At 49.2% G+C, this 24,188-nt stretch carries 22 protein-coding genes; 8 read left to right on the plus strand and 14 right to left on the minus strand.

What is annotated here, in order from left to right; genetic code table 11:
* Window positions 1-519: 519 nt before the first annotated feature.
* Both NE584_RS03755 and NE584_RS03760 read right to left on the minus strand, forming a co-directional pair.
* Window positions 520-1,074 carry a hypothetical protein gene (locus NE584_RS03755; RefSeq protein WP_256181833.1) on the minus strand — a complete coding sequence of 185 codons (555 nt, stop codon included), beginning with the start codon at window positions 1,072-1,074 and terminating at the stop codon, window positions 520-522.
* 446 nt (window positions 1,075-1,520) lie between these two features.
* Window positions 1,521-2,240 (minus strand): ImmA/IrrE family metallo-endopeptidase, encoded by a 720-nt coding sequence (locus tag NE584_RS03760; RefSeq protein ID WP_170116202.1) that lies wholly within the window; start codon window positions 2,238-2,240, stop codon window positions 1,521-1,523.
* A 178-nt stretch (window positions 2,241-2,418) separates the two neighbouring features.
* Between NE584_RS03760 and NE584_RS03765 the strand changes: the two genes are divergently transcribed.
* The 3 genes from NE584_RS03765 to NE584_RS03775 all read left to right on the plus strand — a co-directional run bounded on the left by NE584_RS03765 (window position 2,419) and on the right by NE584_RS03775 (window position 5,695).
* Complete coding sequence (locus tag NE584_RS03765) at window positions 2,419-2,829, plus strand: helix-turn-helix domain-containing protein (RefSeq protein WP_256181834.1); 411 nt, start codon at window positions 2,419-2,421, stop codon at window positions 2,827-2,829.
* A 70-nt stretch (window positions 2,830-2,899) separates the two neighbouring features.
* Window positions 2,900-3,439, plus strand: a complete 540-nt coding sequence (locus NE584_RS03770) for an ImmA/IrrE family metallo-endopeptidase (RefSeq protein WP_108980114.1) — start codon at window positions 2,900-2,902, stop codon at window positions 3,437-3,439.
* A 213-nt stretch (window positions 3,440-3,652) separates the two neighbouring features.
* Window positions 3,653-5,695, plus strand: a complete 2,043-nt coding sequence (locus tag NE584_RS03775) for an ATP-dependent DNA helicase (protein ID WP_256181836.1) — start codon at window positions 3,653-3,655, stop codon at window positions 5,693-5,695.
* Window positions 5,696-5,822: 127 nt separating this feature from the next.
* Here the strand turns inward: NE584_RS03775 and NE584_RS03780 are convergent, their stop codons facing one another.
* The 3 genes from NE584_RS03780 to NE584_RS03790 all read right to left on the minus strand — a co-directional run bounded on the left by NE584_RS03780 (window position 5,823) and on the right by NE584_RS03790 (window position 9,768).
* Window positions 5,823-7,820 (minus strand): FAD-dependent oxidoreductase, encoded by a 1,998-nt coding sequence (locus tag NE584_RS03780; protein ID WP_050622431.1) that lies wholly within the window; start codon window positions 7,818-7,820, stop codon window positions 5,823-5,825.
* A gap of 89 nt (window positions 7,821-7,909) precedes the next feature.
* Window positions 7,910-8,704 (minus strand): MerR family transcriptional regulator, encoded by a 795-nt coding sequence (locus NE584_RS03785; RefSeq protein WP_050622430.1) that lies wholly within the window; start codon window positions 8,702-8,704, stop codon window positions 7,910-7,912.
* 50 nt (window positions 8,705-8,754) lie between these two features.
* On the minus strand, window positions 8,755-9,768 hold the full coding sequence (locus NE584_RS03790; protein WP_256181837.1) for a LysR family transcriptional regulator: 1,014 nt from the start codon (window positions 9,766-9,768) through the stop codon (window positions 8,755-8,757).
* A gap of 352 nt (window positions 9,769-10,120) precedes the next feature.
* On the opposite strand from NE584_RS03790, the gene NE584_RS03795 reads away from it, so the two are divergent.
* From NE584_RS03795 to NE584_RS03815, 5 genes are all read left to right on the plus strand, one after another.
* Complete coding sequence (locus NE584_RS03795; RefSeq protein WP_256181838.1) at window positions 10,121-11,389, plus strand: SLC13 family permease; 1,269 nt, start codon at window positions 10,121-10,123, stop codon at window positions 11,387-11,389.
* Window positions 11,390-11,455: 66 nt separating this feature from the next.
* The gene (locus NE584_RS03800; RefSeq protein WP_256181839.1) at window positions 11,456-13,906 is read left to right on the plus strand and encodes a pyruvate formate lyase family protein; all 2,451 of its coding nucleotides are present in this window, start codon (window positions 11,456-11,458) and stop codon (window positions 13,904-13,906) included.
* An 80-nt stretch (window positions 13,907-13,986) separates the two neighbouring features.
* Window positions 13,987-14,910 (plus strand): glycyl-radical enzyme activating protein, encoded by a 924-nt coding sequence (locus NE584_RS03805; protein ID WP_256181840.1) that lies wholly within the window; start codon window positions 13,987-13,989, stop codon window positions 14,908-14,910.
* Between the two features lie 152 nt (window positions 14,911-15,062).
* Entirely contained in the window at window positions 15,063-15,824 is a 762-nt protein-coding gene (aroD, locus tag NE584_RS03810; protein WP_256181841.1) for a type I 3-dehydroquinate dehydratase, read from the plus strand.
* A gap of 285 nt (window positions 15,825-16,109) precedes the next feature.
* The gene (locus NE584_RS03815; RefSeq protein WP_256181862.1) at window positions 16,110-16,538 is read left to right on the plus strand and encodes a helicase C-terminal domain-containing protein; all 429 of its coding nucleotides are present in this window, start codon (window positions 16,110-16,112) and stop codon (window positions 16,536-16,538) included.
* 267 nt (window positions 16,539-16,805) lie between these two features.
* Here the strand turns inward: NE584_RS03815 and NE584_RS03820 are convergent, their stop codons facing one another.
* The 9 genes from NE584_RS03820 to NE584_RS03860 form a co-directional block, all read right to left on the minus strand.
* Window positions 16,806-17,027 (minus strand): hypothetical protein, encoded by a 222-nt coding sequence (locus NE584_RS03820; protein WP_256181842.1) that lies wholly within the window; start codon window positions 17,025-17,027, stop codon window positions 16,806-16,808.
* A gap of 13 nt (window positions 17,028-17,040) precedes the next feature.
* Window positions 17,041-17,949 (minus strand): DUF4367 domain-containing protein, encoded by a 909-nt coding sequence (locus NE584_RS03825; protein WP_256181863.1) that lies wholly within the window; start codon window positions 17,947-17,949, stop codon window positions 17,041-17,043.
* Window positions 17,950-18,034: 85 nt separating this feature from the next.
* Window positions 18,035-18,514, minus strand: coding sequence for a sigma-70 family RNA polymerase sigma factor (locus NE584_RS03830; protein WP_256181843.1), 480 nt, complete (start codon window positions 18,512-18,514; stop codon window positions 18,035-18,037).
* Window positions 18,515-18,536: 22 nt separating this feature from the next.
* Window positions 18,537-18,872 (minus strand): helix-turn-helix domain-containing protein, encoded by a 336-nt coding sequence (locus NE584_RS03835; protein WP_256181844.1) that lies wholly within the window; start codon window positions 18,870-18,872, stop codon window positions 18,537-18,539.
* 646 nt (window positions 18,873-19,518) lie between these two features.
* Window positions 19,519-19,713, minus strand: a complete 195-nt coding sequence (locus NE584_RS03840; RefSeq protein WP_256181846.1) for a hypothetical protein — start codon at window positions 19,711-19,713, stop codon at window positions 19,519-19,521.
* A 301-nt stretch (window positions 19,714-20,014) separates the two neighbouring features.
* Window positions 20,015-20,488 (minus strand): hypothetical protein, encoded by a 474-nt coding sequence (locus NE584_RS03845; protein ID WP_256181847.1) that lies wholly within the window; start codon window positions 20,486-20,488, stop codon window positions 20,015-20,017.
* A 236-nt stretch (window positions 20,489-20,724) separates the two neighbouring features.
* Complete coding sequence (locus NE584_RS03850) at window positions 20,725-21,324, minus strand: TetR/AcrR family transcriptional regulator (protein WP_256181848.1); 600 nt, start codon at window positions 21,322-21,324, stop codon at window positions 20,725-20,727.
* Window position 21,325: 1 nt separating this feature from the next.
* On the minus strand, window positions 21,326-23,344 hold the full coding sequence (locus tag NE584_RS19810; RefSeq protein ID WP_256181849.1) for a dipeptide ABC transporter ATP-binding protein: 2,019 nt from the start codon (window positions 23,342-23,344) through the stop codon (window positions 21,326-21,328).
* Window positions 23,344-24,186 (minus strand): ABC transporter permease, encoded by an 843-nt coding sequence (locus NE584_RS03860; protein WP_256181851.1) that lies wholly within the window; start codon window positions 24,184-24,186, stop codon window positions 23,344-23,346. Before NE584_RS03860 ends, NE584_RS19810 begins: the two co-directional genes overlap by 1 nt.
* Between the last annotated feature and the right edge of the window lie 2 nt (window positions 24,187-24,188).

Here is a 24,188-nt window from a genome sequence, read left to right on the forward strand (position 1 = left end):
CACATCTGACCGCCAATCCATTCAGAGTCTCTTATTATCATAGCTGGCGATTGGCCGTCTCCGTGTTGGCGGTCAGATATGTAATGCACACTATTTGTCCTCGACACCCCGTGTGCAGGCTGAAGCCTGGGAAGTCGTCAAGCGGTGGCCTGCTCACCACCTCACGGGAGTTTCACCCCAACTGTCGTTCTGACAGAGCCGCCCCCATTGTTTGAGACTGTGGCTGGGCGGGAGTACCATTGTCATTCCGACTGTCATTGCCATGCCGGGGGCAACCCGGCACTTACAAAGGGAGTTCTCGCTCATCCCGGAAAAACTGGATGTTTTCGCAGACCTTATTTTCAACGGGTCATGATTTCCAGCAGTCCGGGCCTCGTGGCGTACCCTGTTGTGGTAGCTCATGCTTTCACACATCGGAACTGATGTACTTGACGAATGGGTATTCGGTTATCAAGGAGCATTGAGGGGCCTGCGGCCCTCTCACCCCCCTACTACAACTTTCAACGCCTCAAACCGAACTTATTTTTTTAAAAAATCTAAGACAAATTTTTCAAAGGCCGCTTTCCTCTTTTGAACAGCCCGATCACTAAGTTTGTACCTCTCGCACAGACCGTTTGTGCAGGAGCGTTTCGCACCAGACAAATAGAGTTCCAGCAAGTCCTCTGCCCAGGGCTTCCATTTACGCAGGGCTGTCTTCAGTTCTTCAATCAGAAGGTGGTCAGCAGCAAGCCCTTCGAGATCAAAGGCCGAGGGGACGCTTTCGTGTAGCGATTCAAGTCCGGCTTCTGGCACACCGGCGTCCAAGGATAAAACTGAGTAGATCGAACCAGCTTTCCGCTTCCGCTGTGCAACTGTGTTTTTGCTGTTCCACTCCCGGTATTCGACTGCGGTCATTTCGATATACATACAATCCAGTTCATCCCCATCCGCAAAACAGTCTTTTATAAAGTACCGACGCCGCTCGGCGGGCAATCCCCGGTTTTCTTTCAAAATAGCATCCCATTCCGCCGGTGTTGCCACGACAAGCTGACGGACACCATTCACCTGTTTATAAACTAAATATGTAGTTTTCATTTGTGATCTCCTTGAATTTTTGAAAGTCAAAAATTCAAGGAGATCACGGATAGCGGCAGAGCGCCGCCTGCCAAGCAAACAGATCCATTCCCTACTCCATTTCTGGAGCGGCAACCAAAAAATGGCCGGGCATTAGGAAATAGAGGGGTACGTCCCCTCACATTCCTAATGTCCGGCCATTTGGTGACTATCTACCTTACGGTACGATGACCCGTTGCTCGGTACACTTAGACCTTATTCTGTTGTCACTTCCCGCTTCGTGTTTAATATACGAAACTACCCTGCCTTCCGGTATAATATCTTCCGGCGCAGGGCCAGATCGACCTCCACGACCCTATGACAGCGGGGGCACTTGATCTCAATTTTTCCTGTAGTAGGTGATATCTTGTCCATCACGCGCCAATTACATTTAGGGCACCTCACGGCAACATTGATAGGTTGGGCCATCAGTTATCATCCTCCATTTCAATATCGGCCAGCGCATAGGGGTTGTGCAAATAACCCTTTCTCAGCAGGCCGAGCCTTTTCAGCCTAATAGCCATAGCCTGTTTCGAAACACCAAGAAGTTCCGCTATTTTACAAAACTTTCTGTATTCCTTTGGCCGGTATATCTTGTTCAATATATCAATACCGTACTCTAAGTTAAATTTGCGGAGCGCCCCAAGTACGATCTCAGAGGGGAGCAGGAGAGCAGACGCTAAATTATCAGCTTGCCACTCATCCCAATCGCGGATTGGAAATTGCGGACTACGCCCCTGATAATAGACAACACGATTTTGAAGCAATCTATTAGTCGAATATAAGCTGGCTAAAATCTGGTGGGCTGTTTCGTGCGCCAAAGTAAAGTGATATCTTCCGCACAGAGCTGGATTCTTCTTTAAGTCAGTTTCTATTAGGAGAGTTCTTCCATCAAGGTAGTAGAAGCAGGGCTGTCCACTATCATCGTAGAGTTCAACGCCAACCTCCTTAAATGCGGTCATTCCGAGGGTCAGCCCGTCTTTTGATAGATGGAAATAGTCAATGTGGAGGCCGCAAAGCTCACATGCGAGGATTTCAGGGTCAACACGATCAACTTGCCGGTCTACAAACTGAGGTAAATGCTTGTAGTCATTGAAAACCTGGGTTGCTATTTTTTCAATGTCACTTCGGGATAAATAACTCATCATTTGTACCCTTATTTTCATAAAAACGAATTTCGACAAAAAGAAATAATAATCTTGACACGATGTGCAACTCGTTGTAATATATGCGCAGGTCAAGTTCACATTCCATATTATAGGCAATTTGGCTGCATATGTCAATATAGAATGTGTAATTAGTTGCATATTAGTTGGAGGTAGTATAATGAAGTTTGCTGAAAAAGTACGAGCCGCAAGACTCAATATAGGCTATACACAGAAGCAGCTTGCGGAAATAACTCATGTTGCGCTCCGTACTATCGTCAGCTATGAAAAAGGGGAAAGTTACCCCCGAAAAAGAGAAACCTACGCAGCCCTTGCAAATGCCCTCAATGTTGAAACAAACTACCTCTTGACAGAAGATGAAGAATTTGTGGTCAATGCCGCTGAACGATATGGCGCTCACGGAGCATCACAGGCCCAAGCTGTGATTGATGGATTTTCCGGCCTGTGTGCTGGCGGCACTTTGTCCGAAGAAGATAAAGATGCTGTGATGAAAGCGTTACAGGACATTTATTGGGAGTCAAAAGCAAGGAACGTGCAAAAATATACACCAAAAAAATTTAAAAAATCCTGATTATGGGACAGTGACCCATATATGATTTGTGATGCAAGGAAACCTTTGTGCTTTTGGGGGTGGAACGTCTATGCTGCAAAAGGCAGAAACGATCTATCATAAAGCGAATGAACTTGTAAGGCGCTGTGGAACGCGGGATACCCTGCGAATCGCCGGTAAGATCGGCATTTATATACACCAAATTGATACTTTTAAGGAGTTGCTGGGAATGTATAGTTACCAGCATAAGGAGAGACATATTCTGCTGAACTCCAACATGGATTACATTACAGTTCAAATGGTCTGTGGACATGAGATCGGTCATGATATTTTTCATAGGGAGAAAGCCAAGAGCAGAATGGGGCTCCAGGAATTCACCCTGTTTGATATGCGGAGCGAGATGGAGTATGAGGCCAATGCCTTTGCAGCCCACTTGCGTATCGACAGTGAGGAATTGCTTGAGCTTGCAGGTCACGGGTATGATGTGGTTCAGCTTTCCTCAATAATGGGAACAAATGTTAATTTGGTGCTCATCAAGTTAAATGAACTCAACCGTATGGGGCTTCGACTTGACCTGCCATATGTTCCCCGTTCTGATTTTCTAAAAAATGTAAAAAATGTAACAGTATAAAATAGAAATCGTCCTCTACAAAGTAGGGGTCGATTTCTATAACTCATTACAATCTAATTGGAAACTCCAGCTTGATTAGGTCTTAGTTGTTTATTGACATTTCCTCATTCTGCACTATTATTAAGAAAAGCAATAATACAAGACGGTCGTGTGTCACGAGAACAATATGCATCATCTAAAAAAGTTGGACATGGAACAGGAGACGGATACCAATTGAGCTATATATCGGCATTTGATCCATCAGCAGACAAAAAGAGGAATTTAGCCTCTAAGATATATGATATCAGCGAAAGCGTCACAAAATTCTTCTGGGATGACACTCCCCGGCTTGGCATTCAGCAGCGAGAGGGACAGCAGGACATGGCCTTCGACGTGCTGGACGCGATTAAAAGCGGCAGTCATGTTGTGATTGAGGCTGGCGTTGGGATAGGAAAAAGTTTTGCCTATCTGGTGCCCATTTTGCTTTACAATGCCAAAACCTTTTCTCCAGTCGTGATCGCAACGTCAACCATTGCCTTGCAGGAGCAGCTTCTGAGCGATGTGGAGCGGCTGAAGAAATGGCTGCGCATTGAACCAGACCTCATTTTGGCGAAGGGGAAGAACCACTATCTTTGTCTCCGACGCGCGAGTGAGTATTTCCAGTCTGTTGACGGTAGTGCTCAGGCCCAAATCATAAGTGACATCCGAGCCGGCCATCAGGACCGGCGTTCCTTTACACAGCATATTCCTGACGCAGTCTGGGATAAGATCAATATCACCCGCTTCAGCAAATCAGAGTGCGCTACCTGTAAGTATGCCGACGATTGCCAATATTACAATATGCGTATTGCCCTACGCTATACCCGCGGAGTCATCGTCTGCAACCAGGATCTCCTGTCCGCACACCTGCTCCTCCGGAATCAGGGGCAAGATGGGCTGTTAAACAATGAAGTCAAGCTGGTCGTTATAGATGAGGCACATCACCTGGAGGAAAAGGTGCGGAGCGCCACTACCACTCAATGTTGGCAGAGGCAGATCATTAAAACCATCTATGCGGCTGAGAAAGCGATTTGGCCCACAGAGCGACAATATGTTGCCGGAAAAATTTCCAGCACAGTGCACGATATAAAAGCTCTGTACCGACATCTGAGCGATCAAATGCAGCAGCAGATCGACGGTGCGGACCGCACTGTACGCGATTCCGAACGTCTCTTCTTGCGGGAGCACGTACATACTGCCGCATTGGTCCAAAAAGCATCTCAGTCATTGGTGGAGCTCTCTGACAGCATCCAGATCTATGCCGACATGAGACGCCGAAACCGGAACAGGGTGTCCGTCGATGACCTGGAGATCCTTGCGGAGTCATTTTACGTCCTTGCTACCTCTTGGGAGGAACAGCTCGTGTGGCTGGAGCGCAGAGGCCCATATACGCAGCTGACATGGTGCCCAAAGGATACCAGCACCATCATCAACAACCTGTTTTTCAGCGCCTCGATACAGACGATCCTGACCTCAGCTACCCTGACTAACACGCAGGATGGCGAGCTAGAAGAGCAATACTCCTATTTTGTTCGGAGTACCGGCTTTCCATTAGGAGATGCCGGAATGCTTGCGGAGCCAAAGCCCTCCCCCTATCTTTACGATGAGCATGCCCTCATTTACTACTGCAATGACCTGCCCCATCCCACCAAAGAGCGCGAGGAGTTCATCCAACAGGGGGTGGAGCGCCTGATCCAGCTTCTGGAGATCTCTCATGGCATGGCGCTGGTGCTTTTTACTGCAAAGACTGATATGGAGGATGTCTATGCAGCGCTTCAAGGCCGTGACCTTCCTTATAAGATTCTGATTCAACAAAGTGGTGCCTCCCAAGAAAAAGTTCTGAGAGAGTTCAGAGAGGACGCAAATTCCGTACTCCTGGGCACCGGCGCTTACTGGGAGGGGATCAGCATCGAAGGTAAAAGCCTCTCCCATGTGATAATCTTCCGCTTACCCTTTCCGGTGCCCGATCCGGTCATTGACTATAAGGCGTCGATTGCGACTGATCCCCTGATGGAGGTCAGCGTGCCGGAGATGATCATCCACCTCAAGCAGGGTATCGGCCGCCTGATCCGAAATGAAACGGATACTGGCATCATCTCCATCATCGACCGGCGTCTCCGAGATGACCCACCGGAACGGTACCACGATATCGTCTGGGATGCCCTGCCGATCCACAACAGGACTGTGGACCTTCAGGTCGTCCGGGAGTTCTATGATGGAGTTTGTAAAGTAATATAGAACACCAGATGTTGCACTATAATAATTAAACTCCACTAAGGCAAACTTCTTTCAGCATAGATAGACATTAGATAAAAGGCCCCCTGTGTAGAAAGGTAGACTACACAGGGGGTTATTTTTTATTATTTCAAATGTGATTTGCTACTTCAAACGCGTCCCAGATGGCATACATGATGTTGGACACTTTCTTGGAATCGCCCAGACAGTACAACTCAGGGATATCAAACTCCAGAGATTGATACAAATCATTATTTTCCTTATAGCCGACGGCAAGAACTACGCTGTCGCAAGACAGATTAATCGTATCGCCTCTACTCTGAAGTATTAGCTTTCCATTTTGATAAGAGGAAACCTTTGCGTTTACGATGGTCTCAATCCCATGGAAGGGAATGAGACGCTCCAACATTTCGCTGTTGGCGTGGCAGAGTGGGCCGTTGAGCGCAAGCAACTTATCCAGCGCCTCTACGATTTTCACGGTTTTGCCGTTCTGCGCGAGCCAGAGAGCTGTCTCGCAGCCAACTAGCCCGCCACCGACCACGACCACAGTCTGGCCTGGGTCCTTTTTTCCTGTCAGCACATCTGCGGCGGAATATACCCTGGAATCATCTCCCAAAGAGAACATTTTGGGCTGGGAGCCGGTGGCACAGATTACTGCATCGTAATGTCCTTTGATAACCATTTCAGTTGTTACAAGGGCATTACAATGAACCGGAACCTCTAACAATTCTAACTGACGAGTAAACCAGTCGGCCAATGCAATATCGTCTTTCTTAAAGCCTGGCGCACCACCGGGAATCAGATTTCCGCCCAGGTAGGACTTCGCCTCAAAAACTTCCGGCTTATGTCCGCGAATAGCCAGCACCCTAGCAGCTTCGCAACCAGCCACGCCGCCGCCAATCACCATGACTTTTTTGGGCTTCAGGATTGGCGTATAGGCCGTATAGCGCTCGCGGCAGGCTTGGGGATTAACGGCACAATTCAGGGCGGAATACTCCTGAATGCGTCCCATACAGCCCTCCTGGCAGGAGATACAGGGACGAATCTCATCCATGCGACCGCTGCGCAGTTTGTTGCAGTAGTCGGGATCTGCCAGAAGGGGCCGCCCTAAGCTGACCATGTCGCAGGTACCGTTTATAATCGCCTGGGAGGCCATATCCGGGTCATCCATGCGGCCGGCGCAGATGATGGGAACGGAGACGGTCTCTTTCATCAACTTGCAGTAGGGGCGGTACAAGCCCTTTTCCTGATACATGGGGGGATGGCTCCACCACCATGCATCATAGCTGCCCACATCGGTATCAAGGGCGTCATAACCGTAGGAGACCAACAATTTGGCGGCCTCTACACCCTCCTCCAGGTCACGGCCCTTTTCTACAAACTCCTCACCGGGCAAGGCTCCGACCCGTAGCTCCTTGATAAAGCTCTTAGGGCTGTAGCGCAGCGTGACCGGGAAATCCTGACCGCAGCGGGACTTGATCTCCTCCACGATCTCCCGGGCAAACCGCAGACGGTTTTCTAGGCTGCCACCGTATTCATCTGTCCGCTGATTGAACAGGGCGATGGCGAACTGGTCAATCAAGTAACCCTCGTGGACAGCGTGGATCTGCACGCCGTCAAAGCCGGCACGTTTGGCGTTATAGGCGCCGTCTCCGAAGCGCTTCACAATGGAGTGAATCTCATCAACGGTCAGTGCGCGGCAGGTCTTGTCCAGCCAACGGTGCTGGATGGGGGAGGGGGCGACAGGCGGGAACTCCCCCAGGTTAGTAGGGATAGTGACCCGGCCGAAGCCGCCGGACATCTGAAGAAAGATCTTGGATCCGTAGGCGTGGATGCGCTCCGTCATCTCCCGGGCGGTGCGAATGAAATGGACGGGGTTGTGTGTGGAACAGGGACAGTTGGGCATTCCGTGTTCCTCGACCTCATTGTCTACAAAGGTGACACCGGTAATGATCAGTCCAGTCCCACCTTTCGCGCGCTCTGTATAGTAGTCAATCCCTCGCTGGTTAAAGCCACCTTCCGCGTCTGCCAGACCCAGGGGGCCCATGGGCGCCATAGCAAAGCGGTTTTTAATCAGGCAGGAGCCGATTTGAATCGGCTGGAATAACACCTTATGTTGCTCGTTCATAGTGGATGTCTCCCCTTTTTCTTTTGGTGGCCCCATTATAAACGATAAAGCAGCTTTTGCTGCAAGACAGGATTCTATACAAAATTACGCTATTGAATCGGCACCCACAGATCCACATATACCTTCATGGTATCTGGAGCGGTCTCGACCAGAATAATGTTGGCAACCATGGGCCCAGCGATATGAAACCCCCTGCTTTCCGCGTAGAGCAATGGTACGCTAAACACTTCGTTCGGGTCGGCAGGAAAGTCCTGCTTGGCAATCCTGATCGTGTGGAGGGAGGGAAGGCCCCCAATCCTCTGTACGGTATCGTTGCACGGCAGCTGGCGCTGGTTGGCCTTCTCTGCCCGGATCAGATACCCGAGTTGGGAGGTACGGGAGGGGTATTGGCTGATTGCCGACAGGTGAACGAGGGGCATGGCATCGACCCAGGGCCTGATAATCCCGCGTTGGTGCCGGTTGGCTGACAGCCAACCGGTCTCCGAATCGCTGAGGAAAAGCCATTCTGGCGACCGTTCGAATTCATATCGATTCAATAGCCGGTCAATTGATTCAATGTCATCCAAGTATTCATCAATGGAACATACCAAGTCGGCATAATACTGTGCCTTTCGCTGCGCCTCCTGGGATGCCGCTTTGATGCGGGAATAGATCAGATGCCGGTCATTTTCAGCGCCGCTGAACTGTCTGCTGATCTCCTTCAGCGGGATTTTCATATTTTTGTATTTATTGTAGGAGAGCAGGCGAAAAATGTCCTGCAGGTCATAGAGGCGGTACCCCGCCGGATCCTTATGGGGGTGAATGATATCTTTTGACTCCAAAAAGCGGATCGCACTTGTTGTAATTCCCAAGATATCCGAGAGGTCCCCAATGGAATATAACATAGAGTTGGCCCCCTAAAGCTGCTTTAGCCTGCCGCGGCACAAAAATACCCTTAAATACAGCCGGCACAAATTTTCAGTTCTTGTTCGATATGGGTTTGGATATGCTGAAATTCCTCTTGTATGATAGCGGGAAAATCAGAAACGGCCTGGTCGAGCTTTGTGACATCGCGGCTGTAGCAGAGATACAGATTGCGATAGTAGGGGATCCCGTTGATGGAGGCGTTGAAAAGGTACAAATCGTCCAATGTGTGATTCTGGATGGACACATAATAGTACAGCAAGAGCTCGGACAACAGAATGACCCCCATATTTTTTCGGCACATGCTCAGCATCATGTTGAGGGGGACATGGTTGTAGATTATGCAGTTCTCTCGCTTCAGGCCGCCCGCATTGTGCAAAAAATATGCATGTGTGCTGGGAATACGGCTGTCCTCTTGCAGCAAAAACGTCAGATCTCCAAAGTCGGATGGAGAGACACCTTCGAGGGACTTGTTCAGCAACCCTGTGTTATCTTGGAAGTATTCGTGGTATTTCTGCTTTGACACCGCAAAGAGGTTGCGGTCACGGAAGAGGAGACGCTGAATGATATCCTCGCTTTCCACAGGGATCTGTTCCCCAACGTAAAAATGGATGGAGTGATTCAGTAATTCGCTCTGGATATGAGTATCGCCCAGCTCGTCTGTCCGGCTGTCATCGCAGAAGATCTGAGTTCCGGGATACTGCTCCGCGTAGAGCTTCAGAATCGTGGGGAGAAATACAGTCGCCTTTGTCAAGTTGCACTTCATCTGGATGGCAGTGGGGTTTTGGAGTTTCATCTGCGCTAGTTTCCTGTTGATGTCTTTTTCAATGCTGAAGATTTGCTCCGCTTTTGTTGCAATCAGCTGACCCGCCTCCGTCAGTTGGAGGTCAGGCCTGCGTGTAAAAAGCTTGACTGAGTAGTGCTCTTCTAGTTTTCCGATGTGTTTTGAGATGGACTGCGGCGACACAAACAACCTCTCTGCGGTTTTGCTGAAATTCAGATCCCTTGCGGCTTCAATGAAGTAGTACAGGTTTTGAAATGTCACGAACACACCTCCCCCTACAAAGTGACTTCAGTCTACTCAGAATCCGTTGAGATGTCAATGGGAATAATCGGTTTCTGAGTAAAGATACTTTCTTTTCAGAAGACAGTTTCAACCTTTTGGTTGCGGATGTAGAGTAAAGAGGTGTTTTACATTTTAAACAAAGATTGCTACAATCCCCTTGAAAAGTCGGATGACTTCTACAACAACGTTTTTGGTCTACAGAAGGGGGGAACAAACCAGGACCAAAGAGAATATCTGCAAGCCCTGGAATCTGAGATTATGGGCGGAAGGCCCGAAAACAACGTAGAAAAGAGAAGGTGCATCCATGTTAACCGTTATTCTTTACTTCGCAATGATTATCGGATCCGTGTTGATTGCCAAAAAGCTCGGCAATCATGTGGGCTTTTTCTGTCTGGCAGTGGCCTTTGTGGTCGGCCGGCTGGTCTATGGCCTGTCAAATAACGATTTGATTGGCTACTGGCCCACTTCCATGATGTGGATTATGATTTTTGCCACTGCGTACATCGGATTTCTCAACAAGTCAGGTGCCATGCGTGGCATTGCAGTCCGGGTCATGCGGCTGTCTGGCGGGCGGACTTGGCTGGTCCCGTTTTTACTGTACTTAATGGCCTATGTACTGAATGCACTAAACTGCGGTAAGTATGGTGGCCCCGTTATTACCTCATCTATCGCGTTCTCTGTCGCAGCCAACATGGGGATCAACCCGGTTCTGTGCGTGGTGGCCATCTATACAGGACTCCAGGCCGGCTGCAGATGGCCCTGGGTGGGCGACTCTGCAGCCGAGATTGGCCAGGCAGAGGAGTTTGTCGGTCTGGGAACCGGTGTCGATGCCGTGTACCGTATCAACGCTTTCATGTTTATTGAGGGTCTTGTCCTCTTTGCAATCCTCTATCTGATCACCAAACCTTGGCGAGCATCCAAGAAGGGCGATGTGCTGCTGGAGCGGCCGGAGCCTTTTACGAACGAGCAGAAGAAGTCTCTATGGTTCCTGCTGGCCACTATCGTTTTGATGATGGTGCCGCCAATCATTCAGAACTTCCTGCCCAATCCGATCACTCTCTGGATCACGACCTATATAGATGTACGCATGATTTTCACTGTGGGTATTGTGATCTGCTCCCTCTTCAAGCTGGCCGACCCCATTGAGGTAATCAAAAACGATGTTCCATGGAGCCTGATTCTTACCATCTGCGGTGCCTGTACGCTATGTGGGCTTGCCTCTGCTATGGGCGTTCAGGAGACCTTGATTGACGGTCTGTCCAAGATCCCCAGCTGGCTGGTCTGTCCCAGCATCATGCTAATTGGTGGCCTACTGACCATTTTTGTGGACGGTACCGCATTCAAGTTTGCGTTGTTCCCCCTGGTCGACAGTCTGGCCGCTCTAGCAAATGTTACACCGCTGGCCATGTTTACTTGTATTGTTGTGTCCGTCTCTATGAGCGCAATCAGCCCGCTGTCTACCGGCGGAGCCCTGCATCTGACTGGCTGTACGGATGATACCGTCCGAAAGGAGATTACCACCAAGATGCTGGCCGTAGCGCTTTTGGCCGCAGTCCTTGGCACCGTGCTCGCCCTGCTGGGGATTTTCAATCTGTTTTAAACAAGAAACCTTACCATAGCGGGCGCTGCCTGCGTGATTTGAAATTTATTGCAAAGAAGGGTAATTATGAGTTTGAATGAACAAAAAAGCCGTACCATGACGCCTCGCGTGAAGGCTATTTATGACCGCGTGCGCAAGCCGGAAGTGGTGTTCAGTGTGGAAAAGGCATCGCTGTTTACCAAGGCCTATCAGGAGCACGAGGGCGAAGCGGACCCCATCCGCATGGCCAATGCTCAGGCCTATATGATGGAGCACATTCCCATCTACCTGCTGGATGGCGATCTGATTGCCGGCGCGCCGGCCTCTAAGCCCATGGCGGTGGAAGCGGACTTCTGGACCAAGGGAACTTGGCAGAAGGAGGGCATCGAATCGCTGCGTGGCGAGGAGTATGCCATCTCCGATGAAGACGCCAGCAAGATGTATGAGCTGACCGAATATTGGCACAAGATTATCCCGGAATATAAGCTGTATGAACTCTATGACGATGAGATGTGGGCCTGGAAGAGAAGCGGCTATCTGCTTCCGGTTAACAACACCCTGGAAGAGGCTGCCGGCATGGGCTACGCCTGTAACGGCATGGCTATCCTGCCTGAGGCGGACACCTATCAAATCGACTATGGGTATGTGATTGGCAAGGGACTTCAGGCTATCATCGACGAAGCCAAGGAGGAACTTGGAAAGTACACCGCACTAAGCATCCGCACCGACGAGGATGTGGACAGAATCAATCTGCTGAAGTCCTTTATCATCATCAACGAGGCGGTCATTCGCTGGGCAAACCGCTATGCGGATCTGTGTGACCAGCTGGCTGACGAGGCCAAGGACGAAAAGCGCAAGGCTGAGCTGCGGGAAATGGCGGAAAACTGCCGCGTAGTCCCTCAGTATCCTGCCAAGACTTTTAAGCAGGCGATGCAGTTCCAGTGGTTTATCTTCCTGATGATCAGTTGCCAGACCACCACTCCGCTGGGCCGTATGGACCAGTATCTGTATCCCTACTACAAGGCAGATATCCAGGCCGGTATCATCGATGACGAGACCGTTCTGGAGTATCTGGAGCTGTACCGCACCAAATTCATGCAGATGAAGAACACTTCCGGCGGTCAGAGCCGTCTGAAGTGGTCCGGCCAGGCCCGTTGGAATAGTGCAACATTGGGCGGCGTCGATCGGGATGGAAATGATGTGACCAATGAGCTGAGCTATTTGTTCTTAGAGGCAGCATATCGCTGTCCTACACCTCATCACACTCTGCATGTCCGTGTCAGTGATAAAACACCAGAGGCCCTGATGATGAAGAGCCTTGAATTGGTTAAAACCGGTATCGGTATGCCCTCCTTTATTAGCGATGAGTGCTATATCGGAAACTTAGTGAAAAAGGGAGTTCCGTTGGAGGTAGCCCGGGACTACTATATCATCGGCTGCGTTGATGTCACTGTTCCAGAAGGCTGGGGAATGGTATTCTCTATGATGGTTAACGCCCTGGCGTTTGATACTTTTATGCATGACGGCTACAGTCCTATGCTCAAGCAGCAGATTGGCCCTCATACCGGCGACGTGCGCGGAATGAAGACTTATGAAGAGTTCCGGGAAAAAATGATTGAGCACATGACTTACTTCATGGAGTATTTTGCACAAGACTACCGGCTGCGCTATTTAACCGCTCACAAACATATGCAGGATCCATTCCCCATCTCTCTGTTCTCTGACGGCGTCAAGATCGGGAAAATCGGGAAAGACCGTCAGCTTCCGTATGGAATCGGTCCCACTATGAATATCGGGATTGGTACTATTAACGTCGGTGATTCCGTAGCAGTGATCAAAAAGCTGGTATTTGATGACAAGGTCCTGACAATGGATGAACTGCTGAACGCTTTGGACGCAAACTGGGAAGGGGAGCGGAATCAAGCGATTCGGAACATGTGCCTTGCCGTTCCAAAATACGGAAATGACAACGAGGAAACAGACGCTGTTGTCAGTGATATCTATAGCCGCTTGGCGGATGCAGGGTGCCAGATTGACAGCTACCGTGTTGGCCCGGATGGGAAAATTGCAAAATTCTGTGTTGCAGGCATCTCCATCACCTCCCATGATCCCGGCGGACGTCTGTGCGGAGCAACGCCGGATGGCCGCTATGCCGGAAAATATCTGGCTGACGGGGCCGCTTCCCCCATCCAGGGCATGGATACACACGGTCCAACCGCCATGCTGAACAGTGCGCTGAAAATTCCTCAGAAAAAGCTTCAGTCCCTGCTTCTGAACATGAAGCTCCATCCTTCTGCACTGCAGAACGAGGAGGATATGAGCAAACTCAGCATGATGATTCGCACCTATCTCTCTGAGGGCGGGAAACAAATCCAATTTAACGTTGTGGACCAGGAACTTCTGAAAGAAGCTCAGAAACACCCCGAGGAGCATAAAGATCTGATTGTCCGGGTGGCCGGCTACAGTGCCTATTTTGTAACACTGGCGCCCAATGTTCAGGACGAGCTAATTGCGCGAACAACTCACATGGTTCTATAAAAAAGCTGTTCAGCCTGTGGTGCGTCTGATAAGGGATTCACCACAGGCTGAACACCAACAAGCGAGTGAGGTAAGAAAAGATGGGTGCTATGCAGGGCACGGTATTCAACATTCAAAAATTTTCTATTCATGACGGTCCAGGGATTCGCACCACTGTTTTTGTAAAGGGATGTCCTCTGCGCTGTATCTGGTGCCATAATCCAGAATCAAACCGTGTACAGGCGGAAGTCATGTATTATAAGAATCTTTGTATTGCATGCGGCCGCTGTGTACCGGCCTGTCCGCAGAAGCTGCTTAGTTTGGAGGGACAGACTCTGCAGGTCAGACATGACGGTTGTATTGCATGTGGCAACTGCATCTCAGCGTGTCCCAAACAAGCAAGAGAACTAATGGGACATCTGCAAACAGCAGATGAAGTGTTTGAGGAAGTTGCAAGAGATCATTTATTTTACAAACATTCCGGGGGTGGGGTTACCATCAGTGGAGGAGAACCACTGAGTCAGCCGGAATTCGTTTCCGCTATTTTAAAGTGCTGTTCAGATAGGAACATCCATACATGCATTGAAACCTGCGGATTTGCAGACAGAAAAGCTATTGATCAGGTAATGCCTTATACTAATATTGTACTTTACGATATCAAACACTTAAATGATTCGCAACACAAAGCCCTTACCGGGGTATCGAATAAATTGATTCTGGACAATCTCAGGTATATTGCGCTAGATTTAAAAAAAGAAATATGGTTAAGGATGCCTCTGATAAGTGGAGTAAATGATGATGCGGATTTGATTCGTCAAACTGCTGAATTTATTCTACCTTTAAAGCAATATATTTCAAATGTTTATCTTTTACCCTACCATACCCTCGGAATTTCAAAATTAGAAGCGTTGGGACGTTCGACAGAACCATGTATTGGATACCAGCCGCCAAAATTGGAGCACCTGGAAATTCTGTCTGACGTTTGGAAATCATATGGGTTTACAGTGCATATCAGTGGTCACTGAAGCCTGGGGCTCAAAATTCTAAGAATAAATTCAGGCACCATGGCGAGGAATCCCATATATAGAGAGGCCGCATCACCAAGCACAGAGCGAATGGACCAGAGCCATGGTAATAGTATATTGAGATTTCATCAATAAGGAAGAGGAATTTTAGAATGGAAATAGTAAAACTGAGGGACGTTGAAATCGGTATTGGTAGCCCAAAAATTATTGTCCCTATTGTAGGGAGAAGCCGAGAGGAGATACTGGCCAGAGCCCAGGAACTGACAAATATCCCACTGCATGTGGTGGAATGGCGGGTAGACTTTTATCAGGATGTAAACGATCTGCCGTCTGTGCTCTCCACACTACGGGCACTGAGGGAGGCTTTGGGGAACATTCCGATCCTCTTCACATTCCGTACCAGAAAGGAGGGCGGCGAGCGGGAACTTCCACCGGTTCGTTATACCCAGCTCAACCTGGCGGCAGCCCTATCTGGAGACGTGGATGCTGTTGATGTGGAGATTTTCTCCGGGGACAGCGTGGTGCGGGAGAATATCGACGGGATCCATCAGGCGGGCAGGATCGTGGTAGGTTCCAATCACGATTTTCAAAGAACACCCAGCCAGGCGGACCTGATTTTTCGCCTGAGGAAAATGCAGGATATGGGGGCCGACATCCCTAAAATCGCTGTGATGCCCCGGAGTGCAGGGGATGTGCTGACGTTGCTGTCGGCCACAGAGGAGATGACGCGCTGTTATGCGGATCGCCCTATTATTACCATGTCCATGTCTTCCCAGGGGGTAGTCAGCCGCCTGTGTGGCGAAGTGTTCGGCTCCTCCATGACCTTTGGGGCGGTGGGACAGGTGTCTGCGCCGGGACAGATCCCAGTGGATCAGCTCCGCCAAGTCCTTGAAATCCTCCATAATTCTCTTTAATTCCGATTCCGTTTTGAATGCTCCTGCCTAAGCTGACATTTCTTTGTTTAGCTCAGGCAGGAGCATTTTATGGCAGAGCCTTTCGGGGCCGTTCTGCCGTAAGCGTCAAATAATAGCGTGGATTGAATAAGGGTTCAAAGTGTGCCACACTGTCTATGGAAGTCACCGTGACTTGCGGTAAGCTCCGGTGACTTCTCGGTATAAAGGGTAATACTTACCGAAAAGTCAAATATGGAAGATGTCTATGCAGCGCTTCAAGGCCGTGACATTCCTTAGAAGATCCTGATTCAACAAAGTGGTGCCTCCCAAGAAAAAGTTCTGAGAGAGTTCAGAGAGGACACAAATTCCGTGTTACTGGGCACCGGTGCCTACTGGGAGGGGATCAGTATCGAAGGTAAACGCCTCTCTCATGTGATAATTTTCCGCCTACCCTTTCCTGTACCCGATCCGGTCATTGACTATAAGGCGTCGATTGCGAATGATCCCCTGATGGAGGTCAGCGTGCCGGAGATGATCATCCACCTCAAGCAGGGCATCGGCCGCCTGATCCGAAATGAAACGGATACCGGCATCATCTCCATCATCGACCGGCGTCTCCGGGATGACCCACCGGAGCGATACCATGATATCGTCTGGGATGCTCTGCCGGTCCACAACAGGACCACAGACCTTCAGGACGTCCGGGAGTTCTATAAAAAAATTTGTGTACCATAAGTATCAATCTTCCTTTTGCACAGGAGGGGGGACACGGCTAAGCATGTCCCCCCTTCTTCTGATTTTGCTATTTCCAATTTCTAGAACATGCTACTACTCCAGATAAATATAGAATGGCGCATACAGTATCCGAAGCCCCTCCTCGGAAATAAAACAGGTCAAATTTTCGTAAGAACTCAATTATTATTGCTCCAAGCAAAATGGTTACAGAAAAGATAGCAACCTTTTTAATAGTTGATTTAATTACTGTCTTCAAATTAGTTCCCATCAGGACACCTCACTAGATGTGCAGGTAATTGTCCGGTCTAAAGAGATTTCTTCTTGTGCGGTCAAGAGCGAATCAAGCGTATATCCAGCATAAAGATTAAGTTTGACGCTGGACTTGTTGTAAGAACAAATCTGTTCACTTGCCCTTGCAAAAGTTGGAACAGCAAACGCCACTATACAGGCCAACGCAATAAGCATAGAAAAAAACCGCTTCATTTTCATTTTATTTCACTCCTCAGTAAAGGGATTGGACGAGTCTTTTCAAATCGTCCATCGGTAATGTTGTTGAGATGCTGTATTCCAGATTCTCAACGCTCCAAACTGCAACCTTTCGCTCAAGATTGCTGAATAGATAATGTGTAACTCCATGGTACTGGTATTCGTCAACTGGTGTGTCGTCCTTTTCATAAATTGCCTGGGGCTCTCCCATATTCTGAATAACGCAAAAATCAAACAAATCTGAATTTTTAGCATAAAAGCTCTCATAAATCAGCTGTCCGTTTATCTCAGAAATATATAGGGAAGACTCATTTAATCTAAAACTATTGGGGACTTCAGGAAAATAAAAAGGCAGATCCCGTCGCTTCAACTCAGCCTGAAGTTCCTGATATTCTTCCGGGACAGGTTTATCCGGCTCTGTGTAATGGAATTGAGCCTCCGCGCCAGACGTGGCCAGCGTACTGGCATCTCCAAAGCTGAGCGCATCGGCAGTCCAGCGCGCAATCGCGCCAAAAACGTCCAGACCGGAAGCCTGTGCCACGACCATTCCACTGAACAAACAGGCAACCAACACCGCCGCAACCAGAACAGTCCGTAGCAACTGGCGGCCTCTGCGGATGCCATGGCTGGGGACAGCAGAACTTTTAGCAGGGGTCAGTTCCTCAGATATTGACCGGATCTTATCCCGAAACTCGGCATAAGTGGTCGCCGCATCCGGGTATTCCGGCATAGGGACCACACGGTCCAGTGCCTCCAGATATGCATCGATCACCGCATCGTCATAGGTCTCATCGGACATAAAATCCAAAGCCCGCTCCATATCATCTGCCAACTGTGATGCTGTCAGCTTGCTCAGCCGTTCTGGCGTGACATCCAAAAATGATGGCTTCCCATCTTGTTCATGTTTGGTCAAAGGAGAATCCATGTTCACCCCGCCTTCCCTTCCCCTCCATTGTTTATATGTCTGGAACACACCGTTTCGTTACAAGGGGAAAGAAAAATTTTAAAAATCATGTATCGTTCAGAAATCGTTTGCATCGCTGTAGGGCCCGATGGAGCCGGCTTCGGCAGGCCCCCTCCGATATCCCCAGCCGGTCCCCGATCTCCGCATAAGACAGCCGCTGTTCAAACCGCAGGATCAGGATCTCTCGGTCTTCTTTGGACAGCTGCTTGGGAAGGGCCAGTTCCAAAGGCATCTCTGAATCATCATTCACGGACAGGGATTCGATCACGGACTCCAGAGGCACCTCCGGATGGCTTTCGGAACGGCGCCGCTCATTGAAGATCAGGTTTTTCAGGGCAGTCATCAACCAGCCCTCCGGTTTAGGATGCACCATCAACTCTTCTTTTCGGAAAAGCGCCAGCAGAAAGGCGTTCTGGACCAGGTCCTGTGTCTTCTCTATGCTGCCAGTCATGCGGTACGCCAGTTTAAACATTTTTTCATATTGCTTCTCATAAAGAGAACGGAAAAAACGCTCCGACGGGTCCAACAGGACTTCACCTCTTTGCTCTCTAATCTAATTCATAGTCTGCCAGCATGCTGGTAAACTCCACAACAAGTCCCAGCCTTTTGGAATCCAGTTCACTGGTGAGCTGGTCCAGTCTCTGCTGGAGCGCAGTGCGCCTTGCGCTGACCAAGGTTTTCCCCAGGAGAGTATTGCAGTCGATTTGCAGCGCATCAGAAATTGCCACCAGCGTGGCGAGGCTCAGCTTCGTCCGTCCAGTCTCAATATGTCTGATATGCTGGTCTGATACATTGATGATCTCAGCCAGATCCTTTTGCCGCAGCCCACATATCCGGCGGTATTTTTGAATATTTTGACCAATTTCCAAATAATCCAATTCCATTATAGCATACTCTCCCACAGAATAGAAGTAAGCGGGCGGGACGATCTGTTTAAGATATAGTAGCGTAACGGATTGGATTTTATAATGGTTCAAAAAGGCGTTAATACCTATATAAATATAAAACGTTACTTTTTTAACGAAAGACTTGCGAAAAAGCTCCGCCACCGTTGGTAAAACGGTGGCGGAGCCTCCCCCTCAAATGTTGTTTTGCATCATATACTCCGCTACTTGGTATGCTATATTATGTGAAGAATGGGTATTGCAATAGTTTTCTAAGGATCTCTCCAAATCTGCGCGGGCTAACAGCTCCTCCATTCCATTGAAGTTAGCTGCAAGAGTTTCTATCCCGATGGACATGTCCCCCCATGCAAACACATCAATTAAATATGGGTAATTCAGGACAGTTTCCAAAAGCGCCGGAGTAGTCAGCCGTCGCAGAACACTGGTTTCGATTTGGCATAAACTTTTCTTTTCCGATGTTGATAGACTGGACCACTCAGGATCGCTTTGCGTGATGGGATATTCATATGGCTGGTCAATTGGAGCAAGTGTTTGGACATAGAGAATCCCTAAAATTATTGCTAAGATACAGCAATTGCATATAGGAATTGCATACTTTGATCTTCTCATAATCAATAATCGTTATTCAGCTATTTATGTGTACATAAGAAATGAAATCATCTGTCTCATAATAATACGTTCCGTCTTCCAGGATAGTGGGCATCACGTATTCTTCCGTGGTCTCTGCATGACGTGCCTCCACCTCTGCATTTTGGACAGTAAACCCAACACAGAACAACGCCGCGATAGACACCAACACAAATACGACCAGTGCCTTCATTCCGACACCTCCTTTTCACTTTTTTGGAACTGCGTATCATTTACCCATGGGAATCACCTGACCTTTCTCCTCAAAAGTATGCTTCTATATATATATGTCGCATCACCTGACTTTTGTTTCTGCAACATTTTGAGAAAACAAAATAAAATATTTGCAGAAGGATTAACGTCTTCCAATCTCTAACTTTAAATGGAGAAGGACGGCTGACCAGAGTCCTGGTCAACCGTCCTTCTTTTTATAAGTCTTAATATTCCAAAATAAATCTAAACTTGCCACTGTGAATACCCACTACCGTTTGATCCTATTCAGGCACCGCAGGCGGAAATTGACAAAAACTGGTTCCAGCACCCGGAGTATATGAGAACTCTTTCAAAAGGTCTAGATCATCGTCGAAAATTTTTCGAGCATAGTCCGGGTCAAAGTCCAGAATTGCGTTTTTCAGGGCAGGTATATTGATTTTCGGCTCCCATGTCTTCTTTGACCTGTAATCCAGCAGTTCATAGAGGGGGATGCAGCTGGCCTCACATCTGTAAAACCGGAACCCGCAGGTGTTGTCAATCCCACTTTTGCGGTCACGCTCTGTAAGCTGAGCCAATTCCAGCGTCTCATCGCGCAAATCATCGCCCATGGGGTAGGCTATTGCCAGTACCCACCCGGCGTCTCTTGTTTCGAGCCAATAAAGCCCGTTCCACAGCGTTTCCCATCTGATAGGCTCACCCCACGGGGTCTCGTCCGGAATTGGAAATTCTCCAAAATATTCTGGACAGACCTCCATCCCTCGTGCTTCCTCTTCAATCAGGGTCTCACCCTCCGGCAGGGGCAGCCCATGATCTGTAAGATATCTGCTGATCTCATAGTTTACGACGTGTCTGCCTCTGTCAAAATAATCATAAATATTTTTGAGAGGCCGCCATGGAAACGGTAATGGTAGATTATGAACGGAATATGAAACACAAATAAAAACAGATTAACAAGGAGCAAGATTTAAACCGGAGCGGAAGATTTCAAAATTCACGACTTATTATCGGGCTGTTCTTTGATGTAATAGGCTACATAGGGAAATATAAACTCCTGAATTCGCTCTTTTAGATCAAAGGAGGCATTTTGGATACACCATTCAAAGATTAGCCCTCTTGCCACGATAAACAAGTTGTTGGAAAACTGTTGAATATCTACATCGGAATCAATCCAGCCTTCTTCCTGAAAACGGAGTAGCTGTTCGTCCATGGAATGAAACAGCTTGTTGTGATTGGCGTTTTTTCCAGACTGGCTAGTCAGGAGATCCATTTGCATTCGGGTGCGTAGGTCGGTACCCATCTGCATGTTGCGTTCCGCGTAGCAATAGAATACTTGAGTTACAAAGTCCCGGGGTGACTTCTGAGGTGGAATAGCTGCAATGGCTTTTTCCATATGATCGGCAGCTTCACTGATAATCTGATCGTAGATATCCTCTTTAGCGGTAAAGTAATAGTAAAATGTACCCACAGCAATACCAGCTTTTTTGCAGATTTCACCTACGGTAACTGCCTCAACGCCCTTTTGGGTAAATAACTTAATAGCAACGGATGCGATGCGTTTTTTTGTTTGTGCTGATTTTACAGCTTGTTTCATGTCATTCTTCACCCTTTCGGTATGTAGATTCAGGATAAAGGCAAGAGCATATGTGTCCCGGCGAAAGTTCAGTTTGCTGATAGTTAAACTTGAGACAGTCATCCTTGCGGTTTACACAACGGGGATAGTAAGTACAGCCGGTTTCGGATTCAGCCGTGGTCTGGGCGCACCGCAGAGGACTGCATGGCACGCTGGGATCTGCAACCGGAATGGCATCAATCAGATGGACGGTGTAAGGATGCCTGGGACGGGAGCAGATTTCTTCGTAGCTGCCGCTTTCCACAACCCTGCCCCGGTACATCACAAGGATGCGGTCGCTGATATGCTGTACCACGGACATATCATGGGCAATAAAAATATAGGAGATGCCAAGCTTTTGCTGGAGCTGCTTGAGTAGGTTCAAGATGGAAGCCTGCACAGAGACATCCAAAGCGGAGACTGGCTCATCACAAATCAGGATCTTGGGAGCGGTGGCCAGCGCCCGGGCGATGCCCACCCGCTGACATTGCCCGCCGCTAAGCTGGTAGGGGAAGCGGGGCATACAGTCCTCATTGAGCCCTACCATGTGTAGTAGTTCCACGGCACGCTGCTCACAGTTTTTTTCCCCTTTGGTCAAATGGTGCATGATCAGGGGCTCCATGAGAGACTGGCCGATGGTCATGCGGGGATTCAGGGAACCCACGCTGTTTTGAAAGACCATCTGGATGTCGGGCCTGATCGCATTCAGCGCTCTGACAGAGAGCTTGGTCAAATCCTTAATTTCATCTGGGCCCGAGTACAGCACCGAACCCCGGGTTGGTGTATAGAGCTGGAGAATACACCGGGCCAGCGTGGTTTTGCCGCAGCCGCTTTCTCCCACAATCCCCAGAGTCTCTCCAGCCATCAGGTTAAAATTGATGTCTTGGAGAATGATATGGCTTTTTTCCTTAGAAAAAAGTCCCTGGTGCCGCTGACGTACCGAGTAATCAAGGTCCCTGACCTGAAGAATGACCTGTCCGGTCTGGGTATCTGCTCCATCCGGATAAGGAAGCTCGCTTTTGTGCTTCTCCAGCTTTGTCAGATGGCAGCTCACCGTATGACCTTCAGCAACGCAATGCTCCTGAGGAGGTTGGGTGCGGCATATGTCTAGAGGGCAGCCGCACCGCTCGAAAAAGGGGCACAAGGTCATGGGTTTGGTCAGATCAGGGGGAGAGCCGGCAATGGAATAAAGCGGTTTTCGATGTTCGTCGCTGAGCTTTGGAACGGAGAATAACAGACCCTGGGTATATGGGTGGGCGGGGTGAAAAAACAGCGCGTCCACCTTGGCCTGCTCCACAATGTGACCAGCGTACATCACGTAAATACGGCTGGTGTATTGGGCTACAATTCCCAGGTTGTGGGTAACAAAAATAACAGCAATATTTTCTTGCTTTGCCAAATCTTTTAAAAGCTCCAGAATGGCTTTTTGGGTGGTGACATCCAAAGCGGTGGTGGCCTCGTCCGCGATGAGTACCTCTGGCTTGCAGGCAATGGCCATGGCAATCATAATGCGCTGGCACATGCCTCCGCTGAACTCATGGGGATAGCGGTCCACCTTTTCCTCTGGCTGCTCGATCAGCACCCGGCGCAGAAGGTTAATGGCCTCCTGCCTGGCCTGCTGCTGAGAGAGCTGCTTATGGCAACGCAGCGCCTCGCCAATCTGCTGTCCGACGGTAAGCACTGGATTCAGGGAGTTCATGGGGTTTTGAAAGATCATGGAAATCTGATTGCCACGAATTTTTTGCATCTCTTTTCCGTTTCGGGCATAGGTCAGGAGGTTTTGTCCGTGGAAGAGGACCTCTCCGCTTAATACCTTGCCTTGAGCGGGCTGTAATTGCAGTGCGGTGAGCAGACTGATGGATTTTCCACAGCCGCTCTCTCCCACAATTCCAACGATCTCGCCGGGATAGGCCTCATAGTGGACATTGTAAAGCACACGCCGGGATTTACCACCGTTTTCAAAGGCTACGCTGAGATCGCGTACCTGTAAAATCGGTTCCACTACATTGCGCCCCCTTTCACACCTGTACTTTTCCGCAGGGCCTCACCCACCTGATTGCAGGAAAACACCACGACCAGGATCATTAGGCCTGGCAGGATGGACAGTGTGGGCGCCTGGAGCAGATACCGAAAGCCCTCGTCCACCATGTTGCCCCAGGCCGCCTGGGGAAGCTCCACACCCAAATTCAAAAAACTCAGTCCGGCTTCCGCCAAAATGGTACTGCCTAAGTTTGAAGTAGTGGTGATGATCAGGGGGGAGATACAGTTGGGCAGGATGTGACGAAATATGATGTGTGCGCGTTTGGCACCCATGACCTGCTCCGCCCATACATATTCACGGCTGCGGATGGACTTCACCTGGGCCCGTACCATTAGAGTATAACCCGGAATGGCGGCGATGCCTAGGGCTGTGATCAGGGTCACCATACCCTGCCCCAGGGCTACGCCGATTCCCATGGCCAGAAGCAGGTTGGGGATGCTCAAAAGGGCCTCCATAAAGCGCATAATGATGCTGTCCAGCCAGCCGCCCAAATATCCTGAGCAAAGCCCCAACAGGATTCCAACCGCTCCGCCCCAGCAGATGGATAGGGAGGTCACCAGCAAGGAGGTGCGCGCCCCGAACATCAACCGGCTGAGTACGTCCCGCCCCAGGGCGTCCGTCCCCAGAAGATGGGACAGATTGAAGCCCTGCAGGCGGATGGACAGATCCAGCTCATTGGGGTCATAGGGGGCGATCAAAGGGGCCAGCAGGGCTATGGCCACAAACAATCCAAGAACTCCCAGCTCAAACCAAGAGGACCGAAGAATATCGTTCCAAAAGAAACTACTTTTCTTATGTTTCATAA

The organism is Clostridium sp. DFI.5.61, from assembly GCF_024462915.1.
GTDB classification, from domain to species: Bacteria; Bacillota; Clostridia; order Oscillospirales; family Oscillospiraceae; genus Lawsonibacter; species Lawsonibacter asaccharolyticus.

Excerpts from the sequence above, each read along its gene's own strand:
- NE584_RS03755 (WP_256181833.1), bottom strand. The coding sequence starts at position 1,074 with ATGAAAACTACATATTTAGTTTATAAACAGGTGAATGGTGTCCGTCAG.
- NE584_RS03760 (WP_170116202.1), bottom strand. The coding sequence starts at position 2,240 with ATGATGAGTTATTTATCCCGAAGTGACATTGAAAAAATAGCAACCCAG.
- NE584_RS03765 (WP_256181834.1), top strand. The coding sequence starts at position 2,419 with ATGAAGTTTGCTGAAAAAGTACGAGCCGCAAGACTCAATATAGGCTAT.
- NE584_RS03770 (WP_108980114.1), top strand. The coding sequence starts at position 2,900 with ATGCTGCAAAAGGCAGAAACGATCTATCATAAAGCGAATGAACTTGTA.
- NE584_RS03780 (WP_050622431.1), bottom strand. The coding sequence starts at position 7,820 with ATGAACGAGCAACATAAGGTGTTATTCCAGCCGATTCAAATCGGCTCC.
- NE584_RS03785 (WP_050622430.1), bottom strand. The coding sequence starts at position 8,704 with ATGTTATATTCCATTGGGGACCTCTCGGATATCTTGGGAATTACAACA.
- NE584_RS03795 (WP_256181838.1), top strand. The coding sequence starts at position 10,121 with ATGATTATCGGATCCGTGTTGATTGCCAAAAAGCTCGGCAATCATGTG.
- NE584_RS03800 (WP_256181839.1), top strand. The coding sequence starts at position 11,456 with ATGAGTTTGAATGAACAAAAAAGCCGTACCATGACGCCTCGCGTGAAG.
- NE584_RS03805 (WP_256181840.1), top strand. The coding sequence starts at position 13,987 with ATGGGTGCTATGCAGGGCACGGTATTCAACATTCAAAAATTTTCTATT.
- aroD (WP_256181841.1), top strand. The coding sequence starts at position 15,063 with ATGGAAATAGTAAAACTGAGGGACGTTGAAATCGGTATTGGTAGCCCA.
- NE584_RS03820 (WP_256181842.1), bottom strand. The coding sequence starts at position 17,027 with ATGAAAATGAAGCGGTTTTTTTCTATGCTTATTGCGTTGGCCTGTATA.
- NE584_RS03825 (WP_256181863.1), bottom strand. The coding sequence starts at position 17,949 with ATGGATTCTCCTTTGACCAAACATGAACAAGATGGGAAGCCATCATTT.
- NE584_RS03835 (WP_256181844.1), bottom strand. The coding sequence starts at position 18,872 with ATGGAATTGGATTATTTGGAAATTGGTCAAAATATTCAAAAATACCGC.
- NE584_RS03840 (WP_256181846.1), bottom strand. The coding sequence starts at position 19,713 with ATGAAGGCACTGGTCGTATTTGTGTTGGTGTCTATCGCGGCGTTGTTC.
- NE584_RS03845 (WP_256181847.1), bottom strand. The coding sequence starts at position 20,488 with ATGGAGGTCTGTCCAGAATATTTTGGAGAATTTCCAATTCCGGACGAG.
- NE584_RS03850 (WP_256181848.1), bottom strand. The coding sequence starts at position 21,324 with ATGAAACAAGCTGTAAAATCAGCACAAACAAAAAAACGCATCGCATCC.
- NE584_RS03860 (WP_256181851.1), bottom strand. The coding sequence starts at position 24,186 with ATGAAACATAAGAAAAGTAGTTTCTTTTGGAACGATATTCTTCGGTCC.